Below are 3,558 nucleotides of genomic sequence, written 5' to 3'. Positions count from 1 at the left end.
GTTCGCCAAGCGGGTACGGGTAGTCGCTGCCGATCAGCACCCGGTCCTCCCCCATGGTGTCCACTAACAGCCGCAGCGCGGGCGGCGTGAAGACCACCGAGTCGACGCTGAACCGGTCGACGTAACTGCTGGGCGGGGCGGCGGACGCGCCCCGGACCAGGTCGCCGCGGCGGTGCCAGGCGTTGTCGGCGCGACCCAGCCAGAACGGGAAGCTGCCACCACCGTGCGCGAAGCAGATCCGCAGCGTCTGCGGCACCCGGTCGAAGACCCCGCCGAGGATCATCGCCAGCACCGACAGGTGCGTCTCGGCGGGCATCCCGGTGAGCCACCGGGCCATCCAGCGGTCCAGTCGCGGTCCGCCCGGCATGTCCCACGGGTGGACGAAGACGGGTGCGCCCACCTCGGCGCAGTGCTGCAGGACGGTGACCACACCGGCGTCGTCCAGGTCGCGGTCGCCGACGTGGTTGCCGATCTCCACGCCCACGTGCCCGGCGGCGAGGCTGCGGTCCAGCTCGGCGCAGGCGGCGTCCGGGTCCTGCAACGGCACCTGGCAGAACGGCACCAGCCGGTCACCGCCGGCCGCGGTGACCTCCAGGGTCAGGTCGTTGAAGATCCGGGCGACCTTGACCGCCTGGTCGGCCGGGCGGTCGTAGCTGAAGAAGACCGGGGTCGGCGAGACCACCTGCACGGCCACCCCGTCGGCGTCCATGTCGGCCAGTCGCGTCGAGGCGTCCCAGCACTCCGCGCCGACCGGGCGGAACTCCGTCTCCCCCACCATGATCATGGCGGCGCGCTCGGAGTCCACCCGCAACCACGGCCAGCCGGACCCGCCGCACGCCGCGCCGAGGTCCGGCCACCCCTTCGGTACGACGTGCGTGTGCACGTCGACAACGGCTGCGGGCATCAGCCCTTACCCGGGTGCAGGGTGCCGCAGTTGGCGCAGGTGCGCGCCGCCTCGTCGGCGTAGAACGCCTGGAACACCGGCGGCAGGTCGGCGGCGATGTCGCGGACCTGCAACTCCACCTCGTGCACCTTGTGCCCGCACTCGGGGCAGTACCACTGGAACGTCTCCAGCGTGCCCTCCTCGCGGACCCGCTCGACGACCACGCCGATCGAGCCGGCCTCGGGCCGCTGCGGGGAGTGCGGGGTGTTGCGCGGCAGCATCCACATCTGACCCTCGCGCACGTGCACCGTACGCGGCCCCTCGGGAGTGACCAGGTTGATGTGCATGTTGCCCTTGACCTGGTAGAAGAACTCCTCGTACGGGTCCACGTGGAAGTCGGTGCGCTGATTCGGCCCGCCCACCACCATCACGATGAAGTCGTCCCCGCCGGGGAACATCTCCTTGTTGCCCACCGGGGGCTTCAACAGGTGCTGGTTGTCGGCGATCCAGCCCGGAAAGCTGAACGGCTCGGCGATCTCACTCACGACTGACCTCCCGAGGGAAGAAGGGCCACGGCCTGGATTTCGATCAGCAGGTGCGGGTGCGGCAGCTGGTGCACCGCCACCGTGGTACGGGTCGGTCCGGAGGCGTCGAAGAACTCCGCCCACACCTCGTTGTAACCACCGAAGTCATTCATGTTGACCAGGTACGTCGTCACCTGGACGAGGTCGGTGAGGTCCGCGCCGACCGAGCGCAGCAGATCGCCGATGTTCTCGATCACGGCCCGCGTCTGCACCCGGATGTCGAGGTTCGTGGTGCCGAACTCGTCCACCTCGACGCCCGCGAAGCTGTTGTCCGGCCGCCGGGACGACGTACCGGAGACGAAGACGAACCCACCCGCCACCTTGACATGCGGAAACGCCCCCCGAGGAACGGCCTTCCCGGCGACGACCCGGGCGGTCACGACGACGCCCGGAGCGACGCCGTGCCGAGCTTCTCGACGACCGCGCGGACATGGGCACCGGGACGCAACGGCACCGCGGCGGTCGCGGCACCGGCCAGGAAGACCCACCCCGACTCCAGCCGCACCCCGTGCCCGCCCGCCAGCCGGATGCCCTCGTCGAGCGCCCGACGCGGGTCACCGAGGATCGCCGCCGTCGAGCCGACCTGCGCCACCCGCCCGTCGACCTCCAGCAGCACGCCGAGGTTGTCCAGCCCCGCCGGCACCGGCGACCACGGCCCGATCACGAAGGCGGCGGCAGAGGTGTTGTCAGCGATCACGTCCGGCAGGGAGAAGCGGAAGTCCGCGTACCGGGAGTCGATCAACTCGATGGCCGGGGCGACAGCGCGGACCGCCGTGGTGAAGTCGCCGACCGGTTCGCCCGGCTCGGGCAGCCGGTCCAGCAGGAACGCCACCTCCGGCTCGACGCGGGGATGGATGTACGCGGCCGGGTCCACGGCGCCGCCGTCGGGCACCCGCATCGCGTTGGTGAGCCGCCCCCAGATCACCTCGTCCACACCGACCTGGGCCATCTTCGCCCTGCTGGTCAGCCCCATCTTCAACCCGACCAACCGTTCACCGGCGTTCAGCCGGCGGTGCAGCAGCGCGGCCTGCACGGCGTACGCGGTGTCCACGTCGAGGCCGGTCTCGGCGGCGAGCTGCGGGATCGGGGTGGCCGTGTCGGCCGCCGTACCCAACTTCTCGGCGATCCCGGCGATGTCCGGTCCGATCATGCTGCGCCACCTTCCGTTCGCGGCTGCGGGGCTCGCAAACCCGGCTCACTCACCGCCGGCTCGTTGCCGGCCAGGTCGAGTGCGACGTCGACGATCATGTCCTCCTGGCCGCCGACCATCCGGCGGCGGCCCAGTTCGACCAGGATCGACCGGACGTCCACGCCGTACTTCGCCGACGCCCGTTCGGCGTGCCGCAAAAAGCTGGAGTAGACCCCCGCGTACCCCAGGGAGAGCGTTTCCCGGTCCACCTGGACCGGCCGGTCCTGCAGCGGGCGGACGATGTCGTCGGCCGCGTCCATCAGCGCGAACACGTCGCAGCCGTGCTTCCAGCCGTGCAGCTCGGCGACCGCGACGAAGACCTCCAGCGGGGCGTTTCCGGCGCCCGCGCCCATGCCGGCGAGCGAGGCGTCGACCCGGACGGTCCGGCCGTGCGCCGCGTCGGGGCCGACCGGCGCGGACCCGGTGACCCGCCCGTGCTCGACGGCGAGCACGCTGTTGGCCACCCCGAGCGACAGGTTGTGGTGGGCGTGGATGCCGATCTGCGTGTCCGGGGCGAGGACCTGCCGGTACGCGTCGACTCGCTGCGCCACGTCGGACATCAGCAGCCGCCCGCCGGAGTCGGTGACGTAGACGCAGTGCGCGCCGTACGACTCCATCAGCTTGGCCTGACCGGCCAGCCCGGCCGCGTCGTTCATGTGCGACATCATCAGGAACCCGGCCACGTCCATGCCGTTCTCGCGGGCCCAGGAGATGTGCTGGGCGGAGATGTCCGCCTCGGTGCAGTGGGTGGCGACCCGCACGCTGGTTACCCCGAGCGCCTTCGCCGCCTTCAGGTCGGCGATGGTGCCGATGCCCGGCAGCAGCAGGGTGGTCAGTTTCGCGGTGGTCAGCACCTCGGCGGCTGCGGAGATCCACTCGGCGTCGCTGGCCGCGCCGTGACC

At 71.2% G+C, this 3,558-nt stretch carries 5 protein-coding genes; all 5 read right to left on the bottom strand.

The window, feature by feature from the left end; all coding sequences use genetic code 11:
• Positions 1–904, bottom strand: a 904-nt coding sequence (locus KBX53_RS26365) for an amidohydrolase family protein (protein WP_210862220.1), incomplete at its 3' end; no start/stop codon positions are given.
• On the bottom strand, positions 904–1,428 hold the full coding sequence (locus KBX53_RS26360; RefSeq protein ID WP_030333499.1) for a 3-hydroxyanthranilate 3,4-dioxygenase: 525 nt from the start codon (positions 1,426–1,428) through the stop codon (positions 904–906). The genes KBX53_RS26360 and KBX53_RS26365, both read right to left, overlap by 1 nt.
• Positions 1,425–1,847 carry a RidA family protein gene (locus KBX53_RS26355; protein WP_030333497.1) on the bottom strand — a complete coding sequence of 141 codons (423 nt, stop codon included), beginning with the start codon at positions 1,845–1,847 and terminating at the stop codon, positions 1,425–1,427. Before KBX53_RS26355 ends, KBX53_RS26360 begins: the two co-directional genes overlap by 4 nt.
• Complete coding sequence (locus KBX53_RS26350; RefSeq protein ID WP_210862217.1) at positions 1,844–2,617, bottom strand: 2-keto-4-pentenoate hydratase; 774 nt, start codon at positions 2,615–2,617, stop codon at positions 1,844–1,846. The genes KBX53_RS26355 and KBX53_RS26350 overlap by 4 nt, the downstream gene beginning before the upstream one ends.
• Positions 2,614–3,558 (bottom strand): 4-hydroxy-2-oxovalerate aldolase (dmpG, locus tag KBX53_RS26345; protein ID WP_210862215.1); only part of this gene is annotated, 945 nt, incomplete at its 5' end. The genes KBX53_RS26350 and dmpG, both read right to left, overlap by 4 nt.

It is taken from the genome of Micromonospora sp. M51, assembly GCF_018070305.1.
GTDB classification, from domain to species: Bacteria; Actinomycetota; Actinomycetes; order Mycobacteriales; family Micromonosporaceae; genus Micromonospora; species Micromonospora parva.
Note: the sequence above shows the minus strand (reverse complement) of the source record. Positions and strands in the feature narration are given on the sequence as shown.